This window comes from Silvanigrella sp. (assembly GCF_044369315.1).
Taxonomy (GTDB): Bacteria; Bdellovibrionota_B; Oligoflexia; order Silvanigrellales; family Silvanigrellaceae; genus Silvanigrella.
Genome location: NZ_JBIPMD010000361.1, coordinates 1 through 2,988 on the forward strand (window position 1 = coordinate 1; position 2,988 = coordinate 2,988).

The 2,988-nt window shown below is 28.2% G+C and carries 2 protein-coding genes; one reads left to right on the forward strand and one right to left on the reverse strand.

The window, feature by feature from the left end:
- Positions 1-188, reverse strand: a 188-nt coding sequence (locus tag ACIQ56_RS17325) for a hypothetical protein (protein ID WP_397602273.1), incomplete at its 3' end; no start/stop codon positions are given.
- Positions 189-909: 721 nt separating this feature from the next.
- On the opposite strand from ACIQ56_RS17325, the gene ACIQ56_RS17330 reads away from it, so the two are divergent.
- Positions 910-2,409, forward strand: a complete 1,500-nt coding sequence (locus ACIQ56_RS17330) for a methyl-accepting chemotaxis protein (protein WP_397602274.1) — start codon at positions 910-912, stop codon at positions 2,407-2,409.
- Positions 2,410-2,988 lie beyond the last annotated feature (579 nt).

Here is a 2,988-nt window from a genome sequence, read left to right on the forward strand (position 1 = left end):
GTGAAAGCATCAATTTCGTTAATTTTAGCAGCAGGAAACATTTTATGAACCCACGCTTTAAAAAGATGCAAATCACAAAGGTAGTTCTTGACCGTGTGCACAGAACGATCGGTTTTCAAAAGTTCCAGTTCAAAATCTGGAAAATAAGATTCAAAGGTCAGTTCCGAATTTTTGATCATTATATGCACTTTTACCCCCCCCCCCCCCCCAAGTTAGCATTCCGTAAGAAAGTACATATAACGTACAAAAATTAAGGAAAAAAGTACATATAATGCTATTTATATGTACTTTTTTAGAAAGGGTTTGTTTTAATGTTGAACGACTTGGCTCGAAAAATACTTTAGCAAATAAAAAATGAAATTAATGATGAGTATGGATTTTTTAATGAAATACCAAGAATCAATTATGGTCCGTGCGGCGTATTTGCTAAATTATTTTATGAAAATTGGAACGCTCTTTTAGTGACAAAGTTCATATTTGTTTTGTTATGACGGCAGATCACAGTGAACGTGACCATGTTTTTATTCGATTTGCTTCTGGAGAAAACTTTATGATGGTGGAATTGGGGTTCATTCAGATGCTCAGTATTTAAATAAATTTATGATTATTGATATGACTAGATATGATGAAAATGAATTGGAAAAATGGTCCTATGGTCTGGACAGAAATTATCGAAGATTTTGTCCAAATTTCAATAAAACTGAAATCACTGAAATTAATGTCATGGAACAAAAATAAACTGTCCAGTCTCAATGACTTTGGGAATACTCCAATTGTCTTTGGTAAATGACAATTGTCATAAAACTGTTATACAATCATCGATAAAATTTTTATATAAAATAAATTTTATTGTAACTTTAGATATAAGAATGAAAAAATATGTTCTTATATTTTAATGGAGTGTATTTCATGTCATATTTTAAAAATTCTAGTATTTATTATAAGTTATTTTTTTCACTATCTTTTTTAATTATATCAAATATATTAGTTCTAGCAATTTCAATTTATTATTATAGTGAAATGTTTAATAAAATAGAGAATATCACATCTAATTCAGTTTCTAAAATTATTAAAACCAATGAAATTTCATTTTTAACTGTAAATTTACACGCTATTGTTAGAGATACTATGATTGATAATGATAATGAAAGAAGAAAAAAATATTATAAATTAATAGAAGAGGATGTTGATAAAGTTAAAATAAATATAAATAATCTTAATTTAATATCTTCACCAGAAGAAAAAGTTTATATATCAAAATATATGAATGAATTCAATGGATGGTACTCAGCAGTTCTTCAAATATTAGCATTAAGAAAAGAAAATAGATTTGATGAAGCTAGAGATATGTTAATAAATTTGTGTATACCTACAAGATTAAGATCAATAGAAAAATTGGAAGATTTAGAAAAATTTTTACAAAATCAAATATATAATGAAACAAAAATTATAAAAGATAATTATAAAAATTCTACAAATTTAATGATATCTTTATCATTATTATTTATATTTATTTCCACTTTTATATTTTTATTAGTTCTTTATAAATTCAAATTAAAATTTAGCTCTATCATTTCTCAATTAAAATTAAAATCAAAAAATATTTTTGAAATTTCAAAAGATATTAGTATTTCTTCTTCTTCTTTAAAAGATCTAACAACAGAACAAGCTTCAAATATTATCGAAACATCAGCATCTATTAATGAAATTAGCAGTATGCTAAACAAGACAAATGAAAGTAGTAATATTTCTAAAAAATTATCAGAAGCTACTTCTAAAAGTACAGACGATAGTAAAATTACAATCGATGAGCTCGTTAAAGCAATGAATGTTATTCAATCTTCCAATAATGATTTGCAGAACATATCATTAATTATTAACGAAATTGAATCAAAGGCATCTTTGATAAATGATATTGTCAGTAAAACGGAATTACTTTCTCTAAACGCATCGATAGAGTCAGCTAGAGCTGGGGAATATGGAAAAGGTTTTGCTGTTGTTGCCGAAGAAGTTGGAAACTTAGCTAAGATTAGTGGTAAATCCGCAAATGAAATACAGCAACTTATAAATAAAAGTCAAGAACAAGTAACTAAAATTCTTGAATTGTCAAAAGAAAACACTGAAGAAGGAAAAAAAGTAACTACTAAAGTTCAAACATCATTTTTAGAAGTAGCAAATAATATAGATAATATTTCTTCATCAATTGAACAAATTGATGAAGCAACTAATGAACAAAAAGTTGGAATAAATCAAATAGTTGCAGCAGTCGAAGGAATAAATAATGCAGTTCAAAAGAATTTAATTTCTATAACCAAAAATGCAGAATCATGTAATTTGTTACTTCAAGAGGGTGAAAATATTAATGAAATTGTAAATAATATTATTTATACTATTAATGGGGATAAATAACAATTCTACAGTTGCGGATGAGTTTTAATACGTCAATTTGAAGTATACCCATTCTTGATGATATAAATACTTGATTTTTCGGTCAATTTAGACTTACTTTTCTCATTCATTGACACATTTTAAATAAACTCTATAGGCCTAAACTGACATTATTAAGAAAAATTTAATTATATTTTTTAAAAATGTGGCTAGTGCGCTTTTTACATGAATACATGGTGCGCCAAGCAAAGCTGCGCATATTTTGCAGAAGAAAGTCCTGTCATAAAAGGAGAAGTTAGTTTCATTATGTAGCGAGTCTTGGAAGCTTGAAGGCAACAATAAGATTTAAGTATAGGCAGCGAATCCAAAGAGCCAAAACCGAAAGGTGAACGTTAGTTGGTTCCGATAGAGTGTAAATGTGTGAGTATGGATGTCACCGGACATCGCGGACAACAGAAGCGGGGAGCGGTAACAGGTTAGTGCCAATTTCTTTGTGACTGATACCAAAATCTATGAGAAATGACAGAAAGGAGCAACGGAACTTGAATCGGTTGGTCTCAATGACTGTGGGAATAGTCCAATTGTCTTTGGGAACTGACA